This window comes from uncultured Candidatus Pelagibacter sp. (genome assembly GCF_943788075.1).
Classification (GTDB): Bacteria; Pseudomonadota; Alphaproteobacteria; order Pelagibacterales; family Pelagibacteraceae; genus Pelagibacter.
The window spans coordinates 34633-60273 of record NZ_CALSOW010000001.1; the positions used below are offsets into that span (position 1 = coordinate 34633).

Below are 25641 nucleotides of genomic sequence, written 5' to 3' on the forward strand. Positions count from 1 at the left end.
TACAATTTTATTAAAAAACTATAAATTATTAAAATGAATTCTATAGTTATTGGTTCTGGGTTTGGTGGAATAGCAGCTGCTCTAAGGCTTAAAGCTAAAGGTCATCAAGTTACACTAGTAGAGAAACATCCTGATTTAGGTGGCAGAGCAAGAGTATTTAAAAAAAATGGCTTTACGTTTGATGGTGGACCAACTGTTATAACAGCACCTTATTTAATAAACGAGTTATTTGATTTATTCAAAAAAGATCCTAAAGATTATATTGAACTTACTCCACTAAAAATTTGGTACCAATTCATTTTTGAAGATAAAACAAAATTTAATTACTCTGGAAATGAAGCAGAAATGGAAAGTCAAATTCAAAAAATAAACATGGTTGATGTGAAAGGTTATGAAAGATTGGTAAATTTTACAAAAAAAATTTTTGACAAAGGTTTTACTGAGCTTGCAGATGTTCCTTTTGATAAACCATTTGTAATGATGAAACAATTACCTGCACTTTTAAAACTTAAAAGCTATAAATCGGTTTATTCATTGGTATCTTCATACATACAAAGTGAAAAATTAAGAAGAATGCTAAGTATGCACCCTCTTTTAGTTGGAGGAAACCCATTTTCAACAACCTCTATATATGGACTAATTTTGTACTTAGAAAAAAAATGGGGGATACATTACTCAATGGGTGGAACTGGAAATATAATAAAAGGTTACGAAAAATTAATGAATGAAGTGGGTATAAAGATATTAAAAGAAAGCGAAGTTACCAAAATAATTTCAAAAAATAATAAAATTTCTGGTGTTCAAATAAATAATCAAATCAATATAGATACTGATAATGTGATTTGCAATGCAGATCCACCTGCTGTTTATGAAAAATTGTTGGGTCAAAATAAAAATGATTCAATTCTATTTAATTGGAAAAAAAATCGTATGGAATATTCTATGGGATTATTTGTGTACTATTTTGGAACAAAAAAAATATATGAAAATGTTGAGCATCACACAATAAAGTTTGGTAATAAATATAAAGAACATCTAGATGATATATTTGATAAAAAAAAATTAAATGAGGATATTAGCTATTATCTTCATAGACCAACAGCGACTGATAAATCGATGGCTCCTGAAGGCAATGACTGTTTTTATGTCCTAGTCCCTGTCCCTAACAACCAATCCAAAATTAATTGGGATATTGAAGGTGAAAAAATGAAAAAATTAGTGATAGATAAAATGGAAAAAGATTTGATGCCTAATCTTAGTGAAAATATTATCGAAGATTTTTATCTTACACCAGATTACTTTGAAAAAGATCTGAATACAAAATATGGTTCTGGTTTTTCTATCCAGCCAAAATTTACTCAATCAGCATACTTTAGATTTCATAATAAATCAGAGGTATATGATGGTCTTTACTTTGTTGGAGCAGGAACACACCCTGGGGCAGGTGTGCCAGGTGTATTGTCTTCCGCAAAAGTATTAGATAAAATCATATAATGTCAGAACAGAGTTATTTATCAATATACGCAAAATCTTTTAATTGGGCAGGTTTTTTCTTGCCCAAACAAACTTATTTAAAATGTTCAGCTTTGTATGATTTTTGCAGAGTTGCTGACAACATTGCAGATAGCAATGAAACTATTGAGATAAAAAAAATAAAATTTTTTGATTTTCAACATAATTTTAATAATCATAAATTTGATGATCCAATTATTAAGAATATGTGGCAACTCATAAATGAGTTTGATATTCCATTAAAAGTTGTTCATGATCTACTAGATGGAATAAATTCTGATATTCAAAAAGATATAAAATTGAATAAAAAAAAGGATTTATTACTATACTCCTATAGGGTAGCAGGAACTGTTGGTTTAATGATGGCTAAAATTTTAAGAGTAAATAAAAAAAGCTCATTAAAATCAGCTATTGATCTTGGTATAGCCATGCAACTAACAAATATATCTAGGGATGTTGTAGAGGACCTTAATTTTGGAAGATCTTACATAAATCTTAATTTTGAAGAAATAAGATCTACAATCAAACTTTCAGAAAGTTATTATAGAAATTCGTTCTATTCAATTAAAGAAATCCCTTTTACTTTTCGTTTTGCTATTTTAGTTGCAAGAAGAGTTTATAGAAAAATAGGTTATAAAATTCTAAAAAAAAAAAATTTAATAGATTATAAAAAATCTGGAAAAATTTATGTCTCTAACATTGAAAAAATAATTGAAACTTTATTATCTATTTTTGACTTAATTAAGTTATCACTTATAAGTAAGAACGATGACAATATTGAACACGATCATATTTTAATTAATGAAGAAATTAATTTAGATGAAAGAATTTGATTATATAATTATAGGTGGAGGTTGCGCAGGTCTCTCATTAGCGTATGAGCTAGAAATTTATGATAAGTTAAAAAATAAAACTTTAGCAATAATTGAGCCAAGAGAAGAGTATAAAAGAGATAAAACTTGGTCTTTTTGGAAGATTTTTTCACATAATTTCGATGACTGTATTAAAAAAAGCTGGAATAATTTTACAATAAATACTCCAGATGAAACGAAATATGTAGATTGCCAATCTACCCCATACCAGACAATTGATAGTGGTATGTTTTATGAAAAAATACTTTCAAAACTTAAATCAAATAAAAATATTTATTTTTTTAAAAGTATTGATGAACTAGATAAATCAAATTCACTTGTATTTAGTAGTGTGCCTAATTTTAAAAATAAACATAATGATTTGTGGCAGCATTTTTGTGGAGTTGAAATAGAAACTGATAGAGATTTTTTTGATGATGAAATATTTAATTTAATGGATTTTGCTTGTGATCAAAGAAACAAAGTTCATTTTTTTTATACGCTACCATTTACAAAAAGAAATGCATTAGTTGAAACTACATGGATATCCGAACTAAATGATGAAAGGCTTAAAGATTATGATAAGCAAATCGATGATTATTTGAGTAAACACCTTAATATCAAAAACTGTAAAATTAATTTCAAAGAAACTGGTGCAATCCCACTTTTTAGACAAAAAAACTTAAATAAATTAAATGAAATTTACATAGGTTCAGCAGGTGGTATGACTAGATTAAGTACAGGTTACACTTTCCTAAATATTCAAGAACAGAGCAGATATATAAGAGAAAACATAGAAAATATTAAAAATATAAATCTATTTAAGATTAACTCAAAATATGATTTTTTAGATAAAATCTTATTAAAAGTTCTTAAAAATAATTCTACAGAAATGAGTAATATATTTTTCAGAGTTTTTAATTCAAAACCCAAAACAGCTATTAATTTTTTATCAAATAAAAGCAATTTTTTTGAAGATTTAGAAGTTATTCTTAAAATGCCTAAGTGGAAATTTTTAAAAGAATTAATTTAACATGAAAAATAGAATAAAAAAAATAAATCTAAATCATTCATTTATTTTTTTCTTTGTTGTAAATACTTTTTGTATTTTACTTTTAAGGTATAGTAATTTCAATATTTCATCAATTTTGTGTTTACTTTTAATTTTAATTATAGGTGTTTCCCATGGTTCATTAGACCATATTAAGGGAAAAAAACTGCTTGAGTTATTTAATATAAAATCAAATTATATATTTTATATTACATATATTTTAATTTCAGCAGCAGTCATAGCTACCTGGATACTATTGCCATCAATGACTTTGACTCTTTTTTTAATAATCGCCTCCTACCACTTTGGTAAAGAGGATACGCAATTTTTAATAAATGATGGATCTTATTTAACTCAAATGCTTTATTTTTTTAAAGGATTTTTAATTATACTTGCTCCTTTGTATTTTCATTTTCAGGAAACTATAGAGATTTTTAAATTATTATTAATTGATAATGAGATATTTTATTTAAGTTTAAATTTTATTGAAACAAATAAACTAATTCAAATAGGAATAATCTGCAGTACATTATCTAGTATTTTTCTATTGTCGAATAATTTTGAAATTAAAAAATTTATAATTTTTTTAGATTATTTTTCAATTTTAATATTAAATTACTATTTATCTCCACTTTTAGCTTTTACTATTTATTTTTGTTTTTTACATTCGATTAGACATTCAATTTCATTGGCTATAGAGCTTGACCCAAATAGTGTAATTAATGGATTTAGATTATTTGTTATAAAGGCCTTACCTTTAACAATTTTAACATCTGTTTTTTCTTTTTTTGCACTATATCTACTGAATAATTCATACAATCTAGATAGTGCAATTTTAAAAATAATCTTTATAGGTTTGGCGTCTTTAACCTTTCCACATATATTGCTGGAATATTTTTTAGAAAAAAATGAGAAATAAACATATTAATATTTTACTTTCAGCTCCCCGTGGTTTTTGTGCAGGCGTTGAAAGAGCAATAGAAATTGTTGAAAAATCAATTCAAAAATATGGTTCGCCAGTTTATGTTAGACACGAAATAGTTCACAATAAATTTGTTGTTGATGACCTAAAGAAAAAAGGAGCTGTTTTTGTTGAAGAGCTTGAAGAAATAAAAGATAAATCAAGACCAGTTATTTTTTCAGCTCATGGTGTACCAAAAAAAATACCTGAAGATGCAAAAAATTATAACATGACTTATGTGGACGCAACATGTCCATTAGTTTCTAAAGTGCATAGAGAGGCTGAAAATTTATATAAAGCTGGATACCATATAATTCTAATTGGTCATAAAAATCACCCAGAAGTTATAGGAACTATGGGTCAATTACCTGATGGATCAATTGATCTTATACAAAACGAAGATGAAGCAAAAAATTATTTTAATAAAAATGATAAAAAAATTGCATTTGTTACCCAGACAACTCTTTCCGTCGATGATACAAAAGAAATTATTCAAATTTTGAAGAGTAGGTTTAAAAATATTCGAGAACCTCAAAAAGAAGATATTTGTTATGCTACAACTAATAGACAGACGGCTGTTAAGAACATAGCAAAAAATTGTGATATGTTTTTTATAATAGGTAGTAGAAATTCATCAAATTCGGTTAGACTTGTGGAGGTTGCAAAAAAATCTGGCTGTGAAAATTCAATGTTAATCCACTCAGAAAGCGAAATACCTTATGATAAAATTGAAAATTCAAACACGATTGGTATTTCATCTGGTGCTTCAGCTCCTGAAATATTAGTGAATAATTTTATCGATGATTTAAGAAATAGATTTACTATTAAGATAGATGAAGTAGAAATAATTAAAGAAGACGTAGTATTTAAAATCCCAAAAAAATTAAATTAAATGGCTGTTTATACAAAAATAAATAAAGAAGATATTTCTGTTATAAATAATAAATTTGATATTGAAAAAATAGTTAGTTTTCAAGGTATTAAGAAAGGAATTGAAAATACAAATTATTTATTAAAATCAAAAAATAAAAAATTTATATTAACGATTTTTGAGAAAAGAGTTTCGAATAAAGAAATCCCTTTTTTCATGAAACTAATGGATCAATTAAATTATTCTAAGATTAATTGTCCAAAACCTTTAAAAAGTAATAATGGAAGCTATTTAATAGAATTAAAAAATAAAACAGCCTGCATTGTTTCTTTCCTACAAGGTAAAGATAAAAATAAACTTAGTTTAAAAAACTGTTTTGAAGTTGGTAAAATAATTGCACAAATGCACTGTATTACTAAAAATATGAAAATATCTAGAAAAAATTCAATGGGTATCAAAAATTTAGACCCTTTGCTTAAAAGTATAAAATTTAAATCTAATAAGTTTAGTAATCTAGAAAAATTTTTAAAAGATAATCTAAAATATATTAAGAAAAATTGGCCAAATAAATTACCAAATGGGATTATTCATGGTGATCTGTTTATGGATAATATTTTTTTTAAAAATAATAAACTTTCAGGAGTTATTGATTTTTATTTTGCTGCAAATGACTATTTTATGTACGAACTAGCTATTTGTATAAATGCACTATGTTTTGATAAAAAAAGGTCAAAATTTAAAATCGATAAACTAAAAATAAAAAGTTTAATTAAGGGGTATGAAAGTATTAAAAAAATTTCTATTAAAGAAAAAAAATCATTAAATATTTTGTGTCGAGGTGCTGCAATGAGATATTTGCTAACTAGACTTTATGATTACTCAAATACACCTAAAACTGCATTAATAAACATTAAAGATCCTAATGAATATTATCAAAAGCTTATTACACACAATAGCTTGCTCACATATAAAGATTATTTGATTTAATGATTAAGATTTATACAGATGGTTCATGCTTAAAAAACCCTGGAGATGGAGGTTGGGCAGCAATAATAATTAAAGATGGCGAAAGTAAAGAGATAAGTGGAAGTGAAAGACATACCACAAATAATAGAATGGAGCTTTTAGCTCCAATTAATGCTTTGAAAGAAATGAAAAGAAATGAGCAAATTGAAATATATACAGATTCTCAATATGTGAAACTTGGAATTACTGAGTGGATTAATAAGTGGGTGCTAAACAATTGGAAAACTTCGAAAAAAGAAGATGTAAAAAATAAAGATCTATGGATCGAACTTTATAATTTAAATAAAAATTTAAATGTTAAATGGAATTGGGTTAAAGCTCATGCCGGAAACATAATTAACGAAAAAGTTGACCTACTGGCCAAAAAAGCAGCAAGCTTAAACTAATTCTAAAAAATTTTCGGCTGCTGAAATTTCACAAGAACCTGTATCTTTTTCTTCCTGTAATTTGACAACCTTCATATCATCAACTAGCATTGTGTATCTATTTGATCTAATACCTAGACCTCTTGCACTCTTATCTACATCTGCACCTATTGCCTTAGTAAAATTTAGAAAAGGATCTCCCATCATTAAAATTTTGCCACCTACCTTGTTCTCTTTTCCCCACGCATTCATTACAAATGGATCATTTACTGAAATACAAATAATTTGGTCAATTCCTTTTTCTTTATATTTTTCAAACATATTTACATATCCAGGCAAATGTTTTGCAGAACATACCGAGGTATATGCACCTGGAAGACCAAATATTACTATTTTTTTATTTTTAAATAAATTTTCAATATTTTTTTTAACTGGCTCTCCATCTTCTAAAATAAAAACTTCAGAATTTGGTAGATTATCATTTTCTTTTATATTCATTAAATTCTTTCTTTGATGTGTTTTTTTACTTCATCAACATTATTATCAATAATTTTATAGTTTTCTTTTTCGTTCAAAATATACATTAGTTCTTTTGGCAATTCAGCATTTAAATCTATAGCATTTTTTATTGCATCAGGAAATTTACAAGGGTGAGCTGTAGCTAAAACTATATTATTGCCACTTATATTCACTTTATCAAAAGCTCCATAGCCTATTGCACTATGAGGATCTAAAACTACGTTAAATTTTTTATAAACTAATTCAATAGTTTTTAAAATTTCATCTTCACTCATTTTAGAGGATAAAAAATTTGTATTAATTTTATCCAATTTTTCTTGGTCTATTTTATATTTTCCTTTTTCTTTAATATCATTCATTGCTTTAGCAGTTAGTGAGTCGTCACCATTATTTAGATCATAGATAAGTCTTTCAAAATTACTTGCGATTTGTATATCCATACTTGGAGAAATGGTTTCTGCAACTTTTGCTACCTCATAACTTCCTCTTGAAATTGCTCTATGTAAAATATCATTTTGATTAGTTGCAACAATTAATTTGTTAATAGGAAGGCCCATTTTTTTCGCTAAGTATCCAGCGTAAACATCTCCAAAATTTCCTGTAGGAACTGAAAAATTTATAGGCGTATCTTTATCTTCTATTAAAAAATAGCTATAAAAGTAATATACACTCTGTGCAATTATTCTTGCCCAATTAATAGAGTTCACTCCTGACATTTTAATTTCGTTTGAAAAGTTCTTGTCAGCAAACATTGATTTGACTAAATTTTGGCAATCATCAAAGTTCCCATTAATTGCAATATTGAATACATTCTCATCTTTTCCGGTTGTCATTAATTTTCTTTGAACTGATGAGACACGATTATGTGGATGAAGAACAAAAATATTAACATTCTTTTTACCCTTAATAGCATCAATTGCTGCTGCCCCAGTGTCTCCTGAAGTTGCTACAACAATATTAATTTTTTGATTTTCGTTATTAAGGTAATACTCATAAAAATTTCCTAAAAGTTGCATTGCAACATCTTTAAAAGCTAACGTAGGCCCATGAAACAACTCTAGCACAGATCTATCACCAACTTTTATAAGATTAACAACATTCTTTTTTCTAAAAACTGAATATGATTTATCAATGATATTACTTAAATCATTTTCGCTCATGAAATCACCAATGAAAGTAGAGATAATTTTTTTTGCTAAATCGTTGTATTCAAGGTTTTTAAAACTACTAATTTCTGTTTCACTATATTTTCTTAGTGACTCCGGGATAAATAGACCACCATCATCTGCCAGTCCTTTTATAAAAACATCTTTAAATTCAAACGTTTTTTTATTATTTCTGGTGCTTATATATTTCATCTAATAATTTTTTTTCCTAAAATATAAATATATTAAAAGAATTGAAATCGCCATTGAAAACCAAGTAATTGCATACTTTTTATGGTTGTTTGAAATGTTAGATGTAATCACTTTGGGTTTGGGAGCTTTATAATCTCCATTTAAATATATTATATATTTAGAAAAATTTTTTCCAGTATATGAAAAAATATCATCTCTATTTAAAGTAAACCAATAATTTTCATTAATATCATTATTGGGTTTAAATGAGTTTGCTTTTGATTGAGTTTTTAATGTTCCAATTATACTATTTGTATCTAAAACGTTAATCTCTGCTTTATCCTTTTTGTCAAAGGGTATCCAACCTCTATTAATTAAATAATTTTCATTACCTATTAAAATAGGATTAATTACTTCAAATCCAGGTTTTCCACTATCATTTAAATTATATAAATAAATTTGCTTATCAAAATCAACTGTACCTGAAGTTGTTATTCTCAAATAATTTTTCTTATTTGATTTTGACAGTTCAACTGGATCTTTTTTTAAAGAATTATTAATTTCTGATATTAAATTTAATTTCCAATCTAATCTGTAAAGTTGCCAAGAACCTAATGATACTAAAACTAAAATAATGAAATAGACAAAAACTGAAAATAGAAACTTGTTCTTCAAGAGTTAATTATTAACTTCCCCAAACATATATTGCAGCAAATAAGAAAAGCCAAACAACATCTACAAAATGCCAGTACCATGCAGCTGCCTCAAATCCAAAATGATGCTCTTTTGTAAAATGTCCTTTTTTAGCTCTAGCTAAACACACTGCTAAAAATATTGTTCCAATGATAACATGAAACCCGTGAAAACCTGTTGCCATATAAAATACAGCTCCATAAATATGGCCAGAATAATCAAAAGTAGCATGATGATATTCATAAGCTTGAAGTAAAGTAAAAAAGAAGCCTAAAATAACTGTTAGCGTTAAACCTTGAATAAATCCTTTTCTATCACCTTCTATCAACGAATGATGTGACCAAGTCACTGTTGTTCCAGAAAGCAGCAAAACAAGTGTGTTTATTAATGGAATATCCCAAGGATCAAAAGTTTCTATATCTTTTGGTGGCCAAACGTTTCCAACAAATTCATTTGGGAACAAACTTATGTCAAAGTATGCCCAGAACCATGCAACAAAGAACATTACCTCTGATGCAATAAATAAAGTCATTCCATATCTGTGATGAATTTGAACAACAGGTGTGTGATGACCTTGATGCTCTGCTTCTATTACAACATCCCTAAACCACATGTACGCACCATATAAAACTAACGCTAGGCCAAGGTACATACCCCATGAAACATCGTTATGCATATAAAATATTGTTCCAATTGCTAATACTAAGCAAGAGAATGAAACATAAATAGGCCAAGGACTTGGGTCTACTAAGTGGTAATCGTGTTTTTTTTCAGCTGACATTTTTCGTGATTATGATTGTTTATAGTAATCTGTCGAGAAAAAAGTGTACGACATAGTTACATCTTGTAGATTTTTTGTAGTTGGATCATTCACAAGTTCAGGATCTAAATAAAAAGTCATCACGTAGGTAGCCTTCTCACCAGCTTTAAGAGCTTGTTTTTCAAAACAAAAGCAACCTAATTTACTGTAGTATTTACCAAAACTTGCTGGTGAAACATTAAAACTTGCCACTCCATAAGTCGTGTCATCGCCATAATTTTCAACTTCAAACTCTATTCTATTAACTTGACCAACTTTAACATCAATCACATTCGATTTAGCTTTAAAATCCCAAGTAAGATTATTCACATTGGTATCAAATCTAACACTTACAACCTTATCTAGTACAATATTTGGAGCTTCTTTAGATACTTGTGTTGTTCCACCGAAGCCTGTTATTCGACAAAACATGTCATAAAGCGGAACTGCTGCAAAAGAAAGACCAAGCATTAGAAAAAAAATTCCTCCTAGCAGAACTGGTGTTAAAGTTTTTTTCTTCATCATATTTGCCTATCAAAAACTCCCACATTATAAAGAGTGAAAAAAAATAAAAAAACCATAAATGCCAATATTGCTACTGCAGTTAAAATGTTTTTCTTTTTAGTTTTTTTGTCAGGTATCATCATAAGATTTTATCTATTAAAAAAAGAACAAATATCATAAATAAATATAAAATTGAATATCCAAATATAGTTTTTGCTTTCTTTGCATTAAATTTATTTTTTTTAAAGTTGTAAAGTTCAAAACATAAATAATTATAATATAAAGTTAAAATTAAAGATGGAATTAAAAATACCAAACTAACAAAACCAATTGAGTAAGGTAAAACAATCACAGGAAGCATGATTAGTGAATATATAAATATATTTAATTTTGTACTTTCTACTCCATTTGTTAAAGGAAGCATTGGTATTTTAGCTTTTTTATAATCATCTGATTTATATAAGCTCAATGCCCAAAAATGAGATGGAGTCCAAAAGAAAATTATTAAAAAAAATGTAATTGGTTCTAATGAAAGAGAATTTGTTGCTATAGTCCAGCCTATAACTGGAGGTAAAGCACCTGCGGCACCACCAATAACTATGTTTTGTGGTGTTTTTCTCTTTAGCCAGATTGTGTAAACAAGCACATAAAATAAAATAGTAAACAGCAATAAACCTGCCGATATTCTATTAGCAAAAAAATCTAGAGCAATTACTGAAAATATTGAAAGTGTAATTCCAAAAACCAAAGCTTGGTTTCTATTAACTTTTCCTGTTGGTATTGGTCTTAAACATGTTCTGGTCATTAATGCATCTAGATCAGACTCATACCACATATTTAATGCACCAGCAGCGCCAGCACCAATTGATACTAGTATAATTCCAACAATAGCCTCTTTTGTTGGAACAATGTTTGGTGCCATTAATAAACCAACAGCACACGTAAAGATAACTAACGACATTACTCTTGGCTTCATTAGTTTAAAAAGTTCAGAAAAATTAAAAACGTCTTCCTGACTTAAGTTTCTATTCTTTAATTTAGACTTAATCATTAATTCTCAGTTTAAAAATCTAAAAATTATTAACTAGTAGATTTTTCAATACCTTCTTCATCTTCAAACTTAGGTAGTTCCTCAAAAGTATGAAAGTTTGGAGGTGATGGGACTGTCCATTCTAATGTTGTGGCTCCTTCTCCCCAAGGGTTTTGGGCTGCAGCTTTTTTCTTAGAAAAAGCCCAAATAAGATTTACAAAAAATACTAAAAGACCAATAACAGATATATATGATCCAATTGATGATATGTAATTCCAACCAGCAAATGCATCTGGATAATCTGCATATCTTCTGGGCATTCCAGCTAATCCTAAAAAGTGTTGTGGAAAGAATACCAAGTTAACTCCAATGAAAGTTAGCCAGAAATGTAATTGTCCTAAAAATTCTGAGTATTCATATCCAGACATTTTACTAAACCAATAATAAAACCCTGCAAAGATCGCAAATACTGCACCTAAAGACAATACATAATGGAAGTGAGCAACTACATAATAAGTGTCATGCATTGCAGTATCAACACCAGCATTTGCAAGAACAACTCCTGTTACTCCACCAACTGTAAATAAAAATATAAATCCTAATGCCCACACCATTGGTGTTTTAAATGTAATAGATCCACCCCACATCGTTGCAATCCATGAAAATATTTTAATTCCAGTTGGAACTGCAATAATCATCGTTGCAGCTAAGAAGTAAGCTTTAGTATCTGTACTCAGTCCAACTGTATACATGTGATGAGCCCATACAACAAATCCAACAATACCAATTGCAACCATGGCATAAGCCATACCTAAATAACCAAAAACAGGTTTTTTTGAGAATGTTGAAATAATATGGCTGATCATTCCAAAGCCGGGCAAGATTAAAATGTAAACTTCAGGGTGACCAAAAAACCAAAATAAGTGTTGGAACAGAACAGGATCTCCTCCTGTTTGCGCATCAAAAAAAGCGGTACCAAAATTTCGATCTGTTAAAAGCATTGTAATTGCACCAGCTAAAACTGGTAATGATAGTAATAATAAGAATGCAGTTACCAAGATAGACCAAGCAAATAAAGGCATTTTATGTAGAGTCATTCCTGGGGTTCTCATATTTAAGATTGTAGTAATAAAGTTTACTGCACCTAGAATTGATGAAGCTCCAGCTAAGTGTAAACTTAAAATTGCAAAATCCATTGCAGGTCCTGGCTGTCCAGCTTTAGATGATAATGGAGGATATATTGTCCATCCACCACCAACTCCTGTTTGACCTGGAGGGCCATCCATAAATATTGAAAGTATTAATAAAATAAATGAAGTAGGCAATAACCAAAATGAAATGTTATTCATTCTTGGAAAGGCCATGTCAGGCGCACCAATCATAATAGGTACAAACCAATTTCCAAAACCACCAATCATTGCTGGCATCACCATAAAGAAAATCATGATTAAACCATGTCCAGTAACTAGCACGTTATATAAATGATAATTACCACCTAAAATCCCGTCACCAGGATGCATCAATTCCATTCTCATTAAAACTGAGAACGCTGTACCAATAACACCTGCAACAATTGCAAAGATTAGATACATTGTTCCAATGTCTTTATGGTTAGTAGAATAAGCCCATCTCTTCCAACCAGTTGGAGTATGATGATCGTCGTGTGATGCTGTTTGTGTATACATATTAGTTGCTCGCTAGTTTTATATTTTCATTTTCTAATAATGGTTCTTTTGCAAATTTAATTTTTGCACCTGTTAGCCACTCTGCATAATCCTCTTCAGAAACAACTCTTACAGTTATAGGCATAAAAGCATGTTTAATTCCACAAAGTTCAGAACATTGTCCGTAATAAGTTCCAACTTTATCTGCTTTAAACCAAGTTTCATTAATTCTTCCAGGAACAGCATCTCTTTTTACTCCAAAAGATGGTAAGGCCCATGCATGAAGCACGTCATTTGCTGTTATTAAAACTTTAATTACTTTATTTACCGGCACTACAACTTCATGATCTACAGTTAATAGTCTCGGCTGATTTTCTTTTAAATCTTTAGTTTCAATCATATATGATTCAAAAATAATATTTTCATCTGGATACTCGTATCCCCAATACCACTGATAGCCTATTGCTTTAACAGTAACGTCTGCTTTTGGAATAGTGTCTTGTTTGTATAAAATTTTAAAAGAAGGAACTGCCATTACAATTAAAATTAAACATGGAATTAAAGTCCATAAAATTTCAACTGTAACATTGTGAGTTGTTTTAGATGGGTTAGGATTTCTTGAAGCTCTAAATCTAATACAAGCATAAACCATTAAGAATAAAACAAATACACTGATTGCTATAATGATAGGAAGCAAAAGATTGTTATGGAAGTTAACAATATCTCTCATTCCATCAGATGCAGGGTCTTGAAAACCTAATTGCCAGTCTTTAGGTTGGTTAGCTAAAGCACTTGAAGCAGCAAATGCAGATAGAAATATATATAAAATTTTTTTCATTTTTAGACACTATATAGATCGTCTTTTAAAAAATTACACTTTAGTTTTCGCGACAAAATATCAATTAATGGCGTAATTTATGATCGATATAGCAGAAATTACTGCCGTTTCTGATCTCAAAATGTTTTCATTAATTTTTATAGGCTGAACCCCTTTATAATTTAAGAATCTCTTGTCTTTCATTCTCTGAAAAATCTCCTTCAGGGCCAATAATTACACATGTAGGATTTGATGTACAGTCTTCTTTAGATCAATTTTATTATTAGAGGCATTAAGATCTGTAAATATCAAGTCCATATCTTTTATCTAAAAAATTTTCTAAGTTTGTGAGCTCTTCAATATCTAGGGACTTGATTCTATTAGATTGTTCAGCTGCTTCTATAATAACTTTTTCTAATCTCTCTTTATTTATTTTTCTAACAATTGTTCGATCAAAAATAATAGGTAAAAATTTTGTAACTCCTAATTCAGTTGCTTTTTGAATCATAAAGTTAAAGTAATTCGATTTAATTGGTGAGAAAGCTAACCACAACTCTTTAAAATTCTCTTTTTGTCTTAATTGTTTTGTAACATTAAACTCAACAATACTTTTTGAAATACCTAAAATTTTTGCTTCCCACTCACCACTTTCATTAAATAAAGAGAAAACTTCATTTTCTTTAATTCTCATAACCTTACTTACATAATGAGATTGTGATTTATCAAGTGTGGAAGTTAAATTAAGTGATAAACTTTCACGATAAAATAATCTAATATTACTCATTAAGATAAGTTTAATTATGAAAAATATTAAAGCAATAATTTTTGATGCATACGGAACTTTATTTGATGTCAATTCAGCTGCAGAGAAATGTAAAGATAAAATTGGTGATAAGTGGGAAGGTTTTGCAAATTACTGGAGAACTACTCAACTAGAATATACTTGGCTTAGAAGTTTAATGAAAAGACACAAAGATTTTTGGCAAATAACTGAAGATAGTTTGGATAAATCTATGAAAGCATTTGAGATAGACTCTTCAATGAGAAATGAACTATTAGATCTTTATAAAATTCTATCTCCATTTTCTGAAGTACCAGAAGTTTTAAAAAAACTTAAAGAGAAAAATTTAAAACTTGCAATTCTTTCAAATGGTACACCTGCCCTTCTTAATGAATTAGTTAAAAGATAATAATTTAGATAATCTATTTGATGATCTTTTTTCAATAGAAGAAGTTGGCATTTATAAACCAGACTCTAAAGTTTACGATATGCCAATTAAAAAATATAATATTCAAAAAAATGAAGTTGCTTTTTTAAGTGCTAACACTTGGGATGTATCAGGTGGTGGAAATTATGGTTATAATTCTATTTGGGTAAACAGAAATAATAATATTTTTGATAATCTTGATTACAAACCAAAGTTAGAAATCAAAAACTTAAAAGATCTGCTACCCAATATAAATTCTAATTAAAATTAAGCCTTGTCTCCATAGTCCGTCATATGTTTTGGAATTCTTTTATTTTTTCCATACATAAAATGATTTTCCATGTTCTCTCTGTATTTACTTGCAGGCACTTTTAGACCAACGGACTCTGCTACTTCTCTTATTAACATTGGGTTAGCACCACAACAAACACCAAGATATGTATGCCTAAAATATTTGACCATTTTGCAAATTGACCTATTTCATATCTATTACAAAAATGTGGATCTAGAGCTGTTGGAAATGTTCTTCCATGCGGCGAAGGACAACCACAATCATCTCTATCAGGTAAATTAAAAAAAGTTGGAAACTTTTCATTTGTTCTATATGGAATTGGTAAAGCACCAACATGACATTTAACTGCTTTTCTAATCTCTTTTAAGAATGGCAACATTGTTGCTGGACCTCTAAAACAATTTAAACCAACTACATCTGCTCCTCTTTGCTCCAACTCTTTACATGTATCAACTACTGACATGCCATCTCTCATTTTATTTTCACCCATTGGAGATATGGTTAGCACTGTTGGAAGATTAGCTTTTTTCATGACTTCAAGAGCCTTAAAAGCCTCTTCAGCATAATAAAAAGTTTCACCAATTAACATATCTGCACCTTCATCAACAGCCCAACCAATCATTTCTGAAAACATGCTTTCAACTTCTTTTTGAGCTTGCTTATCATCTTCTTTCCAAATGTTGAGTTAGAAATATTTCCTGCCATTAAATTTGGCTGAGATCCTTTAGGCGTATCTAAAGCAACTTTTTTTGCTATTTTTAAAGCAGATCTATTCAGTGGTTCTAATAATCTTCTTTACCTATAACTCTCATCTTTTCTCTATGACCATTATAAGTAAATGCTTCAACTATATCTGATCCTGCATGTTGAAATTCTCTATGTAAATTTTCAAGAACCTCTGGATGATCTAGAGAAACCATTGGCACAAATTCACCAGATGCCATGTATCCTCGTCTTTCAATTTCAAATAAAAAACCTTCAGCACAAATTACAGGTCCTTTATCCAATCTTTCATTAAGTATATTTTTTGTCATTTTTTCTCCAAGTTAATGGAGAAAAGAAACTAATTTAAAACTAAGAGGATAAAAAATTAGTTCTTCTCTCCTTTTTAGTGCTTAAGCAAATGCTGGGTGCACAATAAGGTTCAAATACCCGGTTTTAGTTTTGAGAAAATTTCAAAAAAAAACCACCGGCTAAAGCGGTGGTTGAAGTGTTCGTCGCTTTAGCAGGATTTATTAAAGCGCTCTGCAATTTAACTTAAATCAGCGCTAAACAATTTAACCATAAATCAATTAGACTGTCAAAAGAATAAATTTTATCTTAATCTGTTTTCTTCAAAGTTTTTATTGAGTTTTAATGCAATAGTTCTTGTATTTCTTCTATTCCAATCTGAAAAAGATTTTAAAATAGGAATTACTGATAAGCCAAATTCAGTAAGTGAATACTCTACTTTTGGAGGCACTACTTTATGAACTTTTCTATTAACAATACCATCAGTTTCTAATTCTTTTAGTTGTTTAGATAACATTTGCTGAGTTATAGTTTTTAAACCTTTCTTAAGAACATTAAATCTAACTTTTTTATTATTAAATAAAGTAAACAAAATTCTAATTTTCCATTTACCTCCTAAAAAGTAAATTGCTCTTTCTGCTGGACATTCTATTAAGTTTTTCATGGTATGATTCTATATACTAGTATGATTATTTTGCGTTCTTGCGCAATCTATAACAAAGTATTAGATACAAGTCAAATTAATCGAAAGGTAAAAATGACTAAAGGCCAAAAAGCTGGGGAAGGACCACTTGCTGTGGAAGTTGAAAAAGATAAATCTTATTATTGGTGTTCATGTGGACAATCAAAAAAACAACCATTTTGTGATGGATCACATAAAGGAACTGAGTTTACTCCAGTTGCATACAAAGCAGAAGAAACAAAAAAAATGTTTTTTTGTGCATGCAAACAAACTAACAATGCACCATTTTGTGATGGTTCACACAACAAAAAGTAACATTGAAATTAAAAATATATTAACTACTTTCAGTCTATGAATAATATTGAAGTAAGTAAAATCATAGACCCTATTCCAGCATCAGATGGTGCTGGGGTAAAACTAAAAAGAAGTATTGGTGTTGAGCCAAATTACTTTGATCCATTTTTAATGTTAGATGAATTTGGATCAGAAAATAGTGAAGATTATATTGCAGGTTTTCCACCCCACCCTCACAGAGGAATTGAAACAGTAACCTATATGCTTGCTGGAGATTTTGAACATAAAGATAGTACTGGTGGTGAAGGTAGAATGTCTGCAGGTGATGTTCAGTGGATGAAAACAGGAAGTGGAATAATTCATTCTGAAATGCCAGCAATGAAAGAAGGTAAGCTTCATGGTTTTCAATTATGGGTAAACATGCCTGCTAAATTAAAAATGAGTAAACCTGAATATATTTATATTGATGCAGATAAAATGAGTGTTCATGAAGATGAAGACAAAAAAATTAAAGTCATAGCTGGTAAATTTGAAAATGCCGAAGGTCCTGTTAAGGGTCATAACGTTGAGCCAGTTTATTTTGATGTTGAATTAAATAAAGACAAAAAGTTTAACTTTAAATTACCATCTACTCATAATACTTTTATTTATTTAATTAATGGTGAAATTGAAGTTGGTAATAATGAACATGACAGTGTTAAAGATAGCACCTTGATATTATTAACTAGAGGTGAAGATTTAACTGTAAAAGCTAAATCGGATGCAAAATTTTTACTGATTTCCGGGAAGCCAATTAACGAAGAAATTGCAAGAGGCGGGCCATTTGTAATGAATACTAAAGCTGAGATCTTGCAAGCAGTTCAAGATTATCATAATGATACATTTGTTAAATAAATTATGAAAGCTGTAGAAATTAATAAAACAGGTGGACCTGAAGTTTTGCAACTTAAAGATATTACTTTAGATAAACCAGAGCCTAACGAAGTAACAATTGAACAAAAAGCTATTGGTCTTAATTATATAGACACTTACCATAGATCAGGTTTGTACCCATTAAAACTACCAATTGGTTTAGGTTTAGAAGGTGCTGGTATTATTACTGATGTCGGAGAGAGTGTAAAAGATTTTAAAATTGGTGACAAAGTTTCTTACGCTGGTATTCCATTAGGTTCTTATTCAACACACAGAAATTATCCAACAAAAAATCTTGTAAAAGTTCCAGATAGTATTGATCTTGAGGTTGCAGCAACTTTAATGACAAAAGGTTTAACTACCTTTTATCTATTGCACAAGACATTTCCTGTAAAATCAGGACAGACAATTCTTATATCATGCAGCAGCTGGAGGTGTTGGTCAAATATTTGGTCAGTGGGCTAAAAGTTTAGGGTGCACTGTAATAGGAACTGTTGGATCAGATGAAAAAATTAATGTTGCAAAAGAGAATGGTTACGATCATGTAATTAATTATAATAAAGAAGATTTTGCTAAAAAAGTTTTAGAGATTACAGATGGCAAAGGTGTTCCAGTAGTTTACGATGGTGTTGGTAAAGATACTTTAGATGGATCAATTGAATGTTTAGCGATAAGAGGAATGATGGTTTCATTTGGAAATGCTTCAGGACCATTATCAGATATTAATGTTCCTAAAATGCTCCAACCAAAAGGCTTGTATCTTGTAAGACCTGCCATGCAGCAATACTTATCTACAAAAGAAGAGCTTGATGAAGCATCAGAAATCATGTTTGAAAAAATCAGATCTGGAAAAGTTAAAATTAATATATTTAAAAAATATAAATTAGATCAGGTTATTGAGGCTCATAAAGATTTAGAGGGTAGAAAAATTTTAGGCCCTGCAGTTATACTTCCTTAATCAAGTTTTACATCCATATCAGCCATATGCAGTTTAAGTGCATTAGTTGAGATATGAATTTCTCTGATAAAAAATAAAATTGAAATAATCATGGATAAACAACAAGAACCAAAAATTAATCTAGCAATAAATATTTCATTTAGATAAAGACCTAGTACGGTCATCATATTAAACAAAAATCCAAACGCACCAAACATGATTGTCCATCTAAGAAGAGTAATTCGTCCACTCAAATTTATAAATTGTTTTTTCCATTCATTGGGAACATGATTTTCATAAACATGCTCATCATGAAGCTCTCTAATAAGCTTACTAAGAGAATGAAATCTATTACTATAGATGCTCATTAGCAAGGGAATGGCTGGAAACATAAGGGCTGTGACTGTGTAATCTATATTCATGCGAATCAGTTTGATTATGAATCTAGCCTTTGTTATTTACAAGTAAATTATGAACCAAATAAAGTTATTTATTGAACTTACAAGATTAAAAAGACCAATTGGCTTTATGCTTTTGTTTTGGCCATGCTTATGGGGACTTACAATAGTTTATGATTTTAATTCAGATTTAATAAATTATTTTTTTTATTCTGCACTTTTTTTCTCTGGCTCAATACTAATGCGATCTGCTGGGTGCATTGTGAACGACATAGCAGATAAAAATTTTGATAAAAAAGTTGAAAGAACTAAAAATAGACCCATCGCTTCAGGCAAGGTATCTATAAAACTTGCATCTGCTTATGCATTACTTTTATGTGGTATTGCTTTTTTAGTATTAATTAATTTTAATGATTTTGTGATTTTGATGGCTTTAATTTCAATGCCCTTAGCTTTTACTTATCCATTAATGAAAAGAATTACTTATTGGCCTCAATTATTTCTAGGTATTACATTTAATTATGGATTAATTTTAGCTTGGATTTCAATTGCAAATGCTGTTTCAATAATTCCATTTATATTCTACCTAGGAGCCATATTTTGGACACTAGGCTACGACACAATTTATGGATTTCAAGATATTAAAGATGATGAAATTATAGGTGTAAAATCAACTTCAATAAAATTTAAAAATGATCCAAAAAAATTTTTGTTTATTTCGTACTGTTTATTTATCTCATCTTTATTTTTAGTAGGAATATTAATGAAATTTAAAATTTATTATTTCTTATTTATGATTATCCCCATTTTACATTTACTAGTATTTCAGGTGAAAAAACTAAATATCAATCAATCGATTGATTGTTTATCTAAATTCAAAAGTAATAATTTTTTAGGGCTTATAGTTTTTATCAATATTCTTATTGGGAAATTAATATAGAAAATGATGAAAGCAAAAATTTTTAAAAGACTTTATCAACAGTATACAAAAAAATTTATTGGTAAAATCTTATTAGCTGCTTTATTTTCAATTGTTGTTGCCATAAGTACTTCTTCAACTGCTTGGCTCTTAGATCCAGCAATAGAAAAAATATTCATTAACAAAGATCAAACTTTGATTATCCTTATTCCAATTGCAATTATTTTTGCTTTTGCCGCCAAAGGTATTTCTCTGTATGTGGCAAAACTTCTTATGATTAATGTTTCAGAAGAAGTAAAAAAAAATTTACAAACAGACATGCTAACATCTTTCATTAAAGCAGATACTGAAATTATCGAAAGTAATCATTCGGGTAAATATATCTCAAATTTAAATTTTGACGTTGATCAAATAACTAAAATGTTGGCAGATGCATTTTTAAGTATTTTTAAAGACAGTCTTACATTAATAGGTTTACTTTGTGTAATGTTTTTCCAAAACTGGAAACTATCATTAATAGCAATTATTATGATTCCACTAGCTTCAATCACTGCAAAAATTGTGGGGAAAAGAATGAGCAAAATTTCAACTCAAGCACAAGAAAAGTCAGGGGATTTAAATAGATATTTAATTGATCTTTTTAAAAATCATAAAATTATAAAAATTTTTCAAAGAGAAAATTTTGAAAATATGAGGTCTGAAAAATTTGTTAATGATTTAAAAGAAAAGTCAGCAAAAATTTCAGCTGTTTATATTAGATCTACACCTGTGATGGAAATATTAACAGGTATAATGATTGCTATTTTGATATTTTATTCTGGAAAATTAATTATTAGTGGTGAGTTAGCTATAAATAATTTTTTTTCATTTCTTGCTGCTATGATGCTGGCCTATCAGCCTGTAAAAACACTTACTAAAGTCAATGTTGCAATTGAACAAGGTTTGGCAGCTGCTAACAGAATTCTTCCTATTATAGATATTAATAATGAAATTAATTTAAATGAAGATAAGGATAAATTTAATATTTCAGAGGGAAATATAATTTTTGAAAATGTTGACTTCACATATAAATCTAATCCGGAGAACAAAGTCCTTCAAAATGTTAATGCAAATTTTACTGGTGGTAAAATGACAGCATTGGTTGGTCATAGTGGATCAGGTAAATCAACATTATTAAACATGATACCAAGAATTTATGCTCCAACTGATGGTATTATTCATTTAGATGATCAAGATATATCAAAATTTAATTTAGCGTCCTTAAGAAACCAAATATCAATTGTTGACCAAAATACTACTTTATTTGACGATACAGTTTTAAATAACATTAAATACGCTAGACCAGAAGCAACTAACGAAGAAGTGTATAAAGCAGCAGAACAATCAATGTGCAGTGAATTCATTAACAATTTAGAGAACAAATATCAAACTATGATTGGAGAGAATGGAGTAAAATTATCTGGCGGAGAAAAACAAAGACTGTCAATAGCAAGAGCTTTTCTAAAAAAAAGTAAAATAATATTATTGGATGAAGCCACATCATCTTTAGACTCCGAAACTGAAGACAAGATTCAACAAGCGCTAGGTCAATTAACTTTAAACAAAACTACAATTGTAATTGCTCACAGACTATCAACAATTCTTAACTCGGACAAAATATATGTCGTCGATAATGGTAAAATAATTGACTCAGGAAATCATGAAACACTTTTAATAAACTCAAAAGTTTACAAGAATTTTTATGAACGACAAATTAAAGAGCATTAATGTATTTTTTTTACAATATACTTACAACTCTAGCTATCATCATATCACCTATAATCATTATTTACCGAATATTAAAAGGTAAGGAAGATTTAAAAAGAGTTGGAGAAAAATTTAGTATTTATTCTCAAAAAAAAAATAATAAAAAAGTTTGGATACATGCAGCAAGTGTTGGTGAACTGATGAGTATTATCCCAATTATAAGAAAATTAGAAAAAAATAGCAAAATAAAAAATATTTTGCTATCAACATCAACTACTAGTTCAGCAAAAATTTTTAACAAACTAAAGTTAAAAAAAACATCACATGTATATTTTCCATTAGATAATAATTATATAGTAAAGAGATTTATTAATTATTGGCAACCTAAACTTGCAATTTTTATAGATTCAGAAATATGGCCTAATATGTTTAAGAATTTATATTTGAAAGATATTCCAATCATAATTATGAATGCGAGAATTACAGAACGTAGTTTTAACAAATGGCAGATTTTTCCAAAATTTGCTAAAAAAGTATTTGGGGGAATATCGTTAGCATTACCCCAAAACTTAGAAACCTTAAAATATTTAAAATTATTAAAAGTTAAAAATATTAAGATAGCAGGTAATTTGAAATATTATGGTCAAAAAAATAATCAAGATCATGTAACCAAATTATTAGAAAATAAATTCAGAGACTTTAAGGTTTGGTGTGCTGCTAGCACTCACTACAATGAAGAAATATTAATTGGAAAATTACACAAGAAACTTAAAAAGAAAGAAAAAAGATTAATTACAATAATAATTCCGAGGCATATTAGTAGAACCAATGAAATTAAAGAGGCTTTAAATAAACTCAATCTTAGTTGCATTTCACATTCTTCAAATCAAAAAATTCAGAAAAATACTGATATATATCTGGTCGATAGCTATGGTGAGTCTTCTAAATTTTACAATTTAACAAATGTATCTTTTGTAGGTGGATCAATAATAAAACATGGTGGTCAAAATCCTCTTGAGCCTGCAAGATTAGGAAATTATATAATTAGTGGGCCTAATGTTAAAAACTTCAAAGAAATATATGCTTTTTTAAATAATCTTAAAATGTCATCATTTTCTTCTGATATTTTAAAAATGGAAAATTTAATATTAAAAAAATTAAAAAACAAAACCCCAAATAAAAATATAAAAAAAATTATTAAAATAGGAAATGATGTTCTTGAAAAAAATTTATTTTATATAAATAAATACTTAATATGAAATTAATAAAACCTAAATTTTGGGAAACAAAAAATTTTATTTCATTAATACTTTATCCTTTTTCAGCTATCACTTTTTTAATTAATTCTATAAAAAAATTTTCTATAAAAAAAACCTTCGAAATTAAAACAATATGTATTGGCAATATATTTATTGGTGGAACAGGCAAAACGTCATTAGCAATAGAAATAAACGAACTTCTTAGAAAAAAATTTAGGACAGTATTCATAAAAAAAAATTATGAAAATCAGATGGATGAAATGAATTTATTAAAAAATAGAGGTAAAATTATATCATCGAGTAAAAGAGAAAATGCACTTTCAGCTGCTTCAAAAAAAAAATATCAAGTAGCAATTCTAGATGACGGTTTACAACAAAAAAACATCAATTATGATTTAAAGATTGCATGTTTTAATTCTAAATATGCACTCGGAAATGAGTATATGCTTCCAGCAGGACCCTTAAGAGAAAATTTAAATGTAATAAAAAATTATGATTTAATCTTCTTAAGTGGAGAAAAAAAAAATAAAAAACTTTTATTAAAATTAAAATCTATTAATAAAAATTTACAAATATTTGAAGGAAAATATAAACCATTAAATTTAAAAAAATTTAATTTGAGAAAAAAATATTTAATGTTTTGTGGTATAGGAAATCCACATGAGTTTGAACAAACTTTAGTTAAATCTAAATTTAATATTAGTAAAAAAATAATTTTTCCTGATCATCATAAATTTTCAAATATTGATCTAAAAAAATTAAAATATAACGCTAGCAGAGATAATTTAACGTTAGTAACAACAGAAAAAGATTTTTTTCGATTAAATAAAGCTCAAAGAAAAAATATTAAATTTTTGAAAATTAAGTTAGAAATTAAAGATAAAGAGAAATTAAAAAAAATTCTAATATCAAAATTATGAAGAAAATAGCTTATTTTTTAGAGTTCATATTAATCAAAATTTTATTCTTTTTTTTTCAACTAATAGGATATCGACTTTCATCTAATTTAGGTTTTTTTATTGGAAGAACAATAGGTCCAATATTTAGATCAAAGAAAATAATCATTCAAAATATTAAAAAAGCAAATATTAAACACTCTGATAATCCATCTCAAATAGCTTCTAATGTACTCGGTAATTATGGAAGGATTTTTGCTGAATACGTCTATTTAAAAAAATTTAGAAATGATGAATTAAAAAAATATGTGTCGATAGATGGTTTAGAACATTTAGAAAATTTAAAAAAAAATAATAAAAAGGCAGTGTTTATTTCAGGTCATTTTAATAATTTTGAACTCATGGCAATGGAAATTGAAAAAGCAGGAATTGACCTTGCTGCTATCTATAGGCCTTTAAATAATATTTTTTTGAATAAAACGATGGAACAAATTAGAAAAGAATATATTTGTAAAAACCAAATTAAAAAAGGTCGAGCTGGTAGCCGTGAAATAATTAAAAAATTGATTGAAGGTAAATCAATAGCTTTAATGATAGATCAAAGAGTGAGAGAAGGTGAAAAAGTAAAATTTTTTAATAATTTGGCAACAACTACAACTATCCCTGCTCAACTAGTAAAAAAATATAATTGCGAATTGGTACCTATCTATATAGAGAGAAAAAAATCAAATTACTTTAAAATTTATATCTCAAAACCAATCAAAGTAGGTAAAACGAAATCGATCCAACAAATTACTGAGTTTCTAAATCAAGTTCTCGAAAAGATGATTTTAAAAAATGTTGATCAATGGATTTGGACGCATGATCGATGGAAAAGTTAATTATTGTCTTTTTCTCTTTTAATAGAAGACTCAACATAAGAAAAATAAGCCTCTTGCTTCTCAACATTCCAATAATTTAAATTTTCCAAAGGAATTATTTTTTTTGAGATAGCACAAATTACATGGTCACCTTCTTCAATAATTTTAAAATTATTGGGCATATATTTTAATTTAGCTAATTTATTTTTCATTTATAAGATATATAA

34 protein-coding genes and 1 riboswitch are annotated in these 25641 nt (G+C 28.2%); of the genes, 18 read left to right on the forward strand and 16 right to left on the reverse strand.

What is annotated here, in order from left to right:
• The first annotated feature begins 33 nt into the window (after positions 1–33).
• Genes crtI through rnhA form a run of 7 tightly spaced genes read left to right on the forward strand, consistent with a single transcriptional unit; the run spans position 34 to position 6658 of the window.
• Positions 34–1494, forward strand: a complete 1461-nt coding sequence (crtI, locus tag Q0X98_RS00210) for a phytoene desaturase family protein (RefSeq protein ID WP_297680279.1) — start codon at positions 34–36, stop codon at positions 1492–1494.
• Complete coding sequence (locus tag Q0X98_RS00215; RefSeq protein WP_297680281.1) at positions 1494–2345, forward strand: squalene/phytoene synthase family protein; 852 nt, start codon at positions 1494–1496, stop codon at positions 2343–2345. Before crtI ends, Q0X98_RS00215 begins: the two co-directional genes overlap by 1 nt.
• Positions 2332–3396, forward strand: coding sequence for a lycopene cyclase family protein (locus tag Q0X98_RS00220; protein ID WP_297680283.1), 1065 nt, complete (start codon positions 2332–2334; stop codon positions 3394–3396). Before Q0X98_RS00215 ends, Q0X98_RS00220 begins: the two co-directional genes overlap by 14 nt.
• A gap of 1 nt (position 3397) precedes the next feature.
• The gene (locus Q0X98_RS00225) at positions 3398–4333 is read left to right on the forward strand and encodes a Brp/Blh family beta-carotene 15,15'-dioxygenase (RefSeq protein WP_297680285.1); all 936 of its coding nucleotides are present in this window, start codon (positions 3398–3400) and stop codon (positions 4331–4333) included.
• Positions 4323–5267, forward strand: coding sequence for a 4-hydroxy-3-methylbut-2-enyl diphosphate reductase (ispH, locus tag Q0X98_RS00230; protein WP_297680287.1), 945 nt, complete (start codon positions 4323–4325; stop codon positions 5265–5267). Before Q0X98_RS00225 ends, ispH begins: the two co-directional genes overlap by 11 nt.
• Positions 5268–6233: a homoserine kinase gene (locus Q0X98_RS00235; protein ID WP_297680289.1), complete on the forward strand. Its 966-nt coding sequence runs from the start codon at positions 5268–5270 to the stop codon at positions 6231–6233.
• The gene (gene rnhA / locus Q0X98_RS00240; RefSeq protein WP_297680291.1) at positions 6233–6658 is read left to right on the forward strand and encodes a ribonuclease HI; all 426 of its coding nucleotides are present in this window, start codon (positions 6233–6235) and stop codon (positions 6656–6658) included. The genes Q0X98_RS00235 and rnhA overlap by 1 nt, the downstream gene beginning before the upstream one ends.
• Here rnhA and Q0X98_RS00245 read toward each other — a convergent pair.
• The 10 genes from Q0X98_RS00245 to Q0X98_RS00285 all read right to left on the reverse strand — a co-directional run bounded on the left by Q0X98_RS00245 (position 6650) and on the right by Q0X98_RS00285 (position 14784).
• Positions 6650–7135, reverse strand: a complete 486-nt coding sequence (locus Q0X98_RS00245) for a peroxiredoxin (protein ID WP_297680293.1) — start codon at positions 7133–7135, stop codon at positions 6650–6652. The genes rnhA and Q0X98_RS00245 overlap by 9 nt on opposite strands.
• A complete protein-coding gene (gene thrC, locus Q0X98_RS00250) occupies positions 7135–8514 on the reverse strand; it encodes a threonine synthase (protein ID WP_297680295.1) in 1380 nt (459 codons plus the stop codon). The genes Q0X98_RS00245 and thrC overlap by 1 nt, the downstream gene beginning before the upstream one ends.
• Positions 8515–9168: an SURF1 family protein gene (locus tag Q0X98_RS00255; protein WP_297680297.1), complete on the reverse strand. Its 654-nt coding sequence runs from the start codon at positions 9166–9168 to the stop codon at positions 8515–8517. It lies immediately after the preceding gene.
• A 10-nt stretch (positions 9169–9178) separates the two neighbouring features.
• Positions 9179–9967: a cytochrome c oxidase subunit 3 gene (locus Q0X98_RS00260; protein WP_028036472.1), complete on the reverse strand. Its 789-nt coding sequence runs from the start codon at positions 9965–9967 to the stop codon at positions 9179–9181.
• Positions 9968–9976: 9 nt separating this feature from the next.
• Positions 9977–10510 carry a cytochrome c oxidase assembly protein gene (locus Q0X98_RS00265; RefSeq protein WP_297680302.1) on the reverse strand — a complete coding sequence of 178 codons (534 nt, stop codon included), beginning with the start codon at positions 10508–10510 and terminating at the stop codon, positions 9977–9979.
• Between the two features lie 118 nt (positions 10511–10628).
• Positions 10629–11540, reverse strand: coding sequence for a heme o synthase (gene cyoE / locus Q0X98_RS00270; protein ID WP_297680304.1), 912 nt, complete (start codon positions 11538–11540; stop codon positions 10629–10631).
• A 29-nt stretch (positions 11541–11569) separates the two neighbouring features.
• Positions 11570–13204, reverse strand: a complete 1635-nt coding sequence (gene ctaD, locus Q0X98_RS00275; RefSeq protein WP_297680306.1) for a cytochrome c oxidase subunit I — start codon at positions 13202–13204, stop codon at positions 11570–11572.
• A gap of 1 nt (position 13205) precedes the next feature.
• A complete protein-coding gene (gene coxB, locus Q0X98_RS00280; RefSeq protein WP_297680308.1) occupies positions 13206–14021 on the reverse strand; it encodes a cytochrome c oxidase subunit II in 816 nt (271 codons plus the stop codon).
• 154 nt (positions 14022–14175) lie between these two features.
• On the reverse strand, positions 14176–14235 hold the full coding sequence (locus tag Q0X98_RS07420) for a hypothetical protein (RefSeq protein ID WP_320415253.1): 60 nt from the start codon (positions 14233–14235) through the stop codon (positions 14176–14178).
• Positions 14236–14292: 57 nt separating this feature from the next.
• Positions 14293–14784: an RsmE family RNA methyltransferase gene (locus Q0X98_RS00285; RefSeq protein ID WP_297680310.1), complete on the reverse strand. Its 492-nt coding sequence runs from the start codon at positions 14782–14784 to the stop codon at positions 14293–14295.
• A 16-nt stretch (positions 14785–14800) separates the two neighbouring features.
• On the opposite strand from Q0X98_RS00285, the gene Q0X98_RS00290 reads away from it, so the two are divergent.
• A complete protein-coding gene (locus Q0X98_RS00290) occupies positions 14801–15190 on the forward strand; it encodes an HAD-IA family hydrolase (RefSeq protein WP_297680312.1) in 390 nt (129 codons plus the stop codon).
• Positions 15191–15239: 49 nt separating this feature from the next.
• On the forward strand, positions 15240–15473 hold the full coding sequence (locus Q0X98_RS00295; protein WP_297681065.1) for a hypothetical protein: 234 nt from the start codon (positions 15240–15242) through the stop codon (positions 15471–15473).
• 2 nt (positions 15474–15475) lie between these two features.
• Here the strand turns inward: Q0X98_RS00295 and Q0X98_RS00300 are convergent, their stop codons facing one another.
• From Q0X98_RS00300 to Q0X98_RS00315, 4 genes are all read right to left on the reverse strand, one after another.
• Entirely contained in the window at positions 15476–15616 is a 141-nt protein-coding gene (locus Q0X98_RS00300) for a hypothetical protein (RefSeq protein WP_297680314.1), read from the reverse strand.
• Positions 15610–16134: a homocysteine S-methyltransferase family protein gene (locus Q0X98_RS00305; RefSeq protein WP_297680316.1), complete on the reverse strand. Its 525-nt coding sequence runs from the start codon at positions 16132–16134 to the stop codon at positions 15610–15612. The genes Q0X98_RS00300 and Q0X98_RS00305 overlap by 7 nt, the downstream gene beginning before the upstream one ends.
• A gap of 148 nt (positions 16135–16282) precedes the next feature.
• Positions 16283–16534 carry a homocysteine S-methyltransferase family protein gene (locus Q0X98_RS00310; protein ID WP_297680318.1) on the reverse strand — a complete coding sequence of 84 codons (252 nt, stop codon included), beginning with the start codon at positions 16532–16534 and terminating at the stop codon, positions 16283–16285.
• Between the two features lie 64 nt (positions 16535–16598).
• Positions 16599–16663: riboswitch (SAM riboswitch) on the reverse strand.
• 152 nt (positions 16664–16815) lie between these two features.
• A complete protein-coding gene (locus tag Q0X98_RS00315) occupies positions 16816–17175 on the reverse strand; it encodes a helix-turn-helix domain-containing protein (RefSeq protein WP_297680320.1) in 360 nt (119 codons plus the stop codon).
• Positions 17176–17268: 93 nt separating this feature from the next.
• Here Q0X98_RS00315 and Q0X98_RS00320 point away from each other — a divergent pair, with 93 nt between their 5' ends.
• From Q0X98_RS00320 to Q0X98_RS00335, 4 genes are read left to right on the forward strand one after another with little or no spacing between them, the layout of a single operon-like run.
• Positions 17269–17508, forward strand: coding sequence for a CDGSH iron-sulfur domain-containing protein (locus Q0X98_RS00320; protein ID WP_297680322.1), 240 nt, complete (start codon positions 17269–17271; stop codon positions 17506–17508).
• Positions 17509–17544: 36 nt separating this feature from the next.
• Positions 17545–18381, forward strand: a complete 837-nt coding sequence (locus Q0X98_RS00325; protein WP_297680324.1) for a pirin family protein — start codon at positions 17545–17547, stop codon at positions 18379–18381.
• A 3-nt stretch (positions 18382–18384) separates the two neighbouring features.
• A complete protein-coding gene (locus Q0X98_RS00330; RefSeq protein WP_297680326.1) occupies positions 18385–18864 on the forward strand; it encodes an alcohol dehydrogenase catalytic domain-containing protein in 480 nt (159 codons plus the stop codon).
• Positions 18865–18883: 19 nt separating this feature from the next.
• Positions 18884–19357, forward strand: a complete 474-nt coding sequence (locus Q0X98_RS00335) for a zinc-binding dehydrogenase (protein WP_297681067.1) — start codon at positions 18884–18886, stop codon at positions 19355–19357.
• Here the strand turns inward: Q0X98_RS00335 and Q0X98_RS00340 are convergent.
• Positions 19354–19758, reverse strand: a complete 405-nt coding sequence (locus tag Q0X98_RS00340) for a DUF2721 domain-containing protein (protein ID WP_297680328.1) — start codon at positions 19756–19758, stop codon at positions 19354–19356. The two genes, Q0X98_RS00335 and Q0X98_RS00340, sit on opposite strands and share 4 nt — an antisense overlap.
• 49 nt (positions 19759–19807) lie before the next feature.
• Between Q0X98_RS00340 and ubiA the strand changes: the two genes are divergently transcribed.
• The 5 genes from ubiA to Q0X98_RS00365 are packed head-to-tail and all read left to right on the forward strand — an operon-like array spanning position 19808 to position 25435.
• Positions 19808–20674 carry a 4-hydroxybenzoate octaprenyltransferase gene (gene ubiA, locus Q0X98_RS00345; RefSeq protein WP_297680330.1) on the forward strand — a complete coding sequence of 289 codons (867 nt, stop codon included), beginning with the start codon at positions 19808–19810 and terminating at the stop codon, positions 20672–20674.
• Between the two features lie 3 nt (positions 20675–20677).
• The gene (locus tag Q0X98_RS00350; RefSeq protein WP_297680332.1) at positions 20678–22420 is read left to right on the forward strand and encodes an ABC transporter transmembrane domain-containing protein; all 1743 of its coding nucleotides are present in this window, start codon (positions 20678–20680) and stop codon (positions 22418–22420) included.
• Positions 22420–23658: a glycosyltransferase N-terminal domain-containing protein gene (locus Q0X98_RS00355; protein ID WP_297680334.1), complete on the forward strand. Its 1239-nt coding sequence runs from the start codon at positions 22420–22422 to the stop codon at positions 23656–23658. Before Q0X98_RS00350 ends, Q0X98_RS00355 begins: the two co-directional genes overlap by 1 nt.
• The gene (lpxK, locus tag Q0X98_RS00360) at positions 23655–24578 is read left to right on the forward strand and encodes a tetraacyldisaccharide 4'-kinase (protein WP_297680335.1); all 924 of its coding nucleotides are present in this window, start codon (positions 23655–23657) and stop codon (positions 24576–24578) included. Before Q0X98_RS00355 ends, lpxK begins: the two co-directional genes overlap by 4 nt.
• Entirely contained in the window at positions 24575–25435 is an 861-nt protein-coding gene (locus Q0X98_RS00365; protein ID WP_297680337.1) for a lysophospholipid acyltransferase family protein, read from the forward strand. The genes lpxK and Q0X98_RS00365 overlap by 4 nt, the downstream gene beginning before the upstream one ends.
• Here the strand turns inward: Q0X98_RS00365 and Q0X98_RS00370 are convergent.
• Positions 25432–25626, reverse strand: a complete 195-nt coding sequence (locus tag Q0X98_RS00370) for a DUF2093 domain-containing protein (RefSeq protein ID WP_297680339.1) — start codon at positions 25624–25626, stop codon at positions 25432–25434. The genes Q0X98_RS00365 and Q0X98_RS00370 overlap by 4 nt on opposite strands.
• Positions 25627–25641 lie beyond the last annotated feature (15 nt).

Coding starts and splice junctions, on each gene's coding strand:
- crtI (WP_297680279.1), top strand. CDS start 34: ATGAATTCTATAGTTATTGGTTCTGGGTTTGGTGGAATAGCAGCTGCT.
- Q0X98_RS00215 (WP_297680281.1), top strand. CDS start 1,494: ATGTCAGAACAGAGTTATTTATCAATATACGCAAAATCTTTTAATTGG.
- Q0X98_RS00220 (WP_297680283.1), top strand. CDS start 2,332: ATGAAAGAATTTGATTATATAATTATAGGTGGAGGTTGCGCAGGTCTC.
- Q0X98_RS00225 (WP_297680285.1), top strand. CDS start 3,398: ATGAAAAATAGAATAAAAAAAATAAATCTAAATCATTCATTTATTTTT.
- ispH (WP_297680287.1), top strand. CDS start 4,323: ATGAGAAATAAACATATTAATATTTTACTTTCAGCTCCCCGTGGTTTT.
- Q0X98_RS00235 (WP_297680289.1), top strand. CDS start 5,268: ATGGCTGTTTATACAAAAATAAATAAAGAAGATATTTCTGTTATAAAT.
- rnhA (WP_297680291.1), top strand. CDS start 6,233: ATGATTAAGATTTATACAGATGGTTCATGCTTAAAAAACCCTGGAGAT.
- Q0X98_RS00245 (WP_297680293.1), bottom strand. CDS start 7,135: ATGAATATAAAAGAAAATGATAATCTACCAAATTCTGAAGTTTTTATT.
- thrC (WP_297680295.1), bottom strand. CDS start 8,514: ATGAAATATATAAGCACCAGAAATAATAAAAAAACGTTTGAATTTAAA.
- Q0X98_RS00260 (WP_028036472.1), bottom strand. CDS start 9,967: ATGTCAGCTGAAAAAAAACACGATTACCACTTAGTAGACCCAAGTCCT.
- Q0X98_RS00265 (WP_297680302.1), bottom strand. CDS start 10,510: ATGATGAAGAAAAAAACTTTAACACCAGTTCTGCTAGGAGGAATTTTT.
- cyoE (WP_297680304.1), bottom strand. CDS start 11,540: ATGATTAAGTCTAAATTAAAGAATAGAAACTTAAGTCAGGAAGACGTT.
- ctaD (WP_297680306.1), bottom strand. CDS start 13,204: ATGTATACACAAACAGCATCACACGACGATCATCATACTCCAACTGGT.
- coxB (WP_297680308.1), bottom strand. CDS start 14,021: ATGAAAAAAATTTTATATATATTTCTATCTGCATTTGCTGCTTCAAGT.
- Q0X98_RS00285 (WP_297680310.1), bottom strand. CDS start 14,784: ATGAGTAATATTAGATTATTTTATCGTGAAAGTTTATCACTTAATTTA.
- Q0X98_RS00290 (WP_297680312.1), top strand. CDS start 14,801: ATGAAAAATATTAAAGCAATAATTTTTGATGCATACGGAACTTTATTT.
- Q0X98_RS00300 (WP_297680314.1), bottom strand. CDS start 15,616: ATGTTAATAAGAGAAGTAGCAGAGTCCGTTGGTCTAAAAGTGCCTGCA.
- Q0X98_RS00305 (WP_297680316.1), bottom strand. CDS start 16,134: ATGTTTTCAGAAATGATTGGTTGGGCTGTTGATGAAGGTGCAGATATG.
- Q0X98_RS00310 (WP_297680318.1), bottom strand. CDS start 16,534: ATGACAAAAAATATACTTAATGAAAGATTGGATAAAGGACCTGTAATT.
- Q0X98_RS00315 (WP_297680320.1), bottom strand. CDS start 17,175: ATGAAAAACTTAATAGAATGTCCAGCAGAAAGAGCAATTTACTTTTTA.
- Q0X98_RS00320 (WP_297680322.1), top strand. CDS start 17,269: ATGACTAAAGGCCAAAAAGCTGGGGAAGGACCACTTGCTGTGGAAGTT.
- Q0X98_RS00325 (WP_297680324.1), top strand. CDS start 17,545: ATGAATAATATTGAAGTAAGTAAAATCATAGACCCTATTCCAGCATCA.
- Q0X98_RS00330 (WP_297680326.1), top strand. CDS start 18,385: ATGAAAGCTGTAGAAATTAATAAAACAGGTGGACCTGAAGTTTTGCAA.
- Q0X98_RS00340 (WP_297680328.1), bottom strand. CDS start 19,758: ATGAATATAGATTACACAGTCACAGCCCTTATGTTTCCAGCCATTCCC.
- ubiA (WP_297680330.1), top strand. CDS start 19,808: ATGAACCAAATAAAGTTATTTATTGAACTTACAAGATTAAAAAGACCA.
- Q0X98_RS00350 (WP_297680332.1), top strand. CDS start 20,678: ATGATGAAAGCAAAAATTTTTAAAAGACTTTATCAACAGTATACAAAA.
- Q0X98_RS00355 (WP_297680334.1), top strand. CDS start 22,420: ATGTATTTTTTTTACAATATACTTACAACTCTAGCTATCATCATATCA.
- lpxK (WP_297680335.1), top strand. CDS start 23,655: ATGAAATTAATAAAACCTAAATTTTGGGAAACAAAAAATTTTATTTCA.
- Q0X98_RS00365 (WP_297680337.1), top strand. CDS start 24,575: ATGAAGAAAATAGCTTATTTTTTAGAGTTCATATTAATCAAAATTTTA.
- Q0X98_RS00370 (WP_297680339.1), bottom strand. CDS start 25,626: ATGAAAAATAAATTAGCTAAATTAAAATATATGCCCAATAATTTTAAA.